Source organism: Gryllotalpicola sp. CP2-P1 (assembly GCF_057512245.1).
Genome location: NZ_JBLRDT010000381.1, coordinates 1 through 1,285, shown reverse-complemented (window position 1 = coordinate 1,285; position 1,285 = coordinate 1). Strand labels below are relative to the sequence as shown.

Here is a 1,285-nt window from a genome sequence, read left to right as displayed (position 1 = left end):
GAGCTCGCGACGCGCGACGCGATCGTCGAGGCCGCCGCCGCGACGGGCGCGACGCAGATCTACGTCCACGTCGATCTCGACGTGCTCGACCCGGCCGTGATCGAGGGCGTGGGATTCCCCGAGCCCTTCGGCCTCGAGGTCGAGCAGCTCACCGCCGCGATCCGCGCCCTGCGAGCTCGCTTCGAGCTGGTCGGCGGGGCAGTGACGGGCTTCGCCCCGGCATCCCCCGACGCCGCGGCATCCGATCTCTCGGCCATCCTGCGCGTGCTCGCCGCGCTCACCCGACCGCTGCCCACCCCAACGGAGGAATCATGACCAGCTACGACGTCATCGTCATCGGAGCAGGCGCGATCGGCGAGAACGTCGCCGACCGCGCCGTGCAGGGCGGCCTGAAGACCGTCATCGTCGAGGCCGAGCTGGTCGGCGGCGAGTGCTCGTACTGGGCGTGCATGCCGTCGAAGGCGCTGCTGCGCAGCGGCTCGGTGCTCGAGACCGCGCGAGCGGTCCCCGGTGCTGCCGAAGCCGTCACGGGGTCGCTCGACGTCGAGCGGGTGCTCGCGCGCCGCAACACGGTCACGAGCAACTGGAAGGACGACGGCCAGGTGTCGTGGCTCGACTCCGCGCACATCGACCTCGTGCGCGGCCACGCCGTCTTCACGGGGCCGAAGTCGCTCACCGTGACGGCCGCCGACGGCACCGTCACCGAGCTCACCGCGACCCATGCCGTCGCCGTGTCGACCGGCTCGCTGCCGATGCTGCCCGACACGCCGGGCCTCGCCGAGGCCCAGCCGTGGACCAGCCGCGACGCGACGAGCGCGAAGTCGGTTCCCGCATCGCTCGCCATCATCGGCGGCGGAGTGGTCGCCGCCGAGATGGCGACCGCCTACACCTCGCTCGGCGCGCAGGTGACCCTGATCGCACGCGGCACGCTGCTCGGCGGCCAGGAGCCGTTCGCCGGCGAGAAGGTCGCCGCGGCGCTCACGAAGGCCGGCGCCGACGTGCGCCTCGGTACGACGGTCGACCGCGTCGAGTCGGCCGAGTCCGGCGGCGGCCACACCCTGCTGCTCTCCGACGGCACCGCCGTGACCGCCGAGAAGATCCTCGTCGCCACGGGCCGCGTGCCCCGCACGAGCGACCTGGGGCTCGAGGCGATCGGCCTGCCCGCCGGCGACTGGCTCACGACCGACGACTCGCTGCGCGTGCTCGGGCCCGACGGCGACCCCATCGACTGGCTGTACGCCGCCGGCGACGTCACCGGGCGCGCGCTGCTCACCCACCAGGGCAA

At 73.6% G+C, this 1,285-nt stretch carries 2 protein-coding genes; both read left to right on the top strand.

The genetic code is table 11. The features are described 5' to 3' along the window. Positions 1 to 315: arginase family protein (locus tag ACM2XV_RS15395; RefSeq protein ID WP_487027584.1), on the top strand; the 315-nt coding region annotated here is incomplete at its 5' end. Continuing rightward, positions 312 to 1,285 (top strand): dihydrolipoyl dehydrogenase family protein (locus ACM2XV_RS15390; protein WP_487027583.1); only part of this gene is annotated, 974 nt, incomplete at its 3' end. The genes ACM2XV_RS15395 and ACM2XV_RS15390, both read left to right, overlap by 4 nt.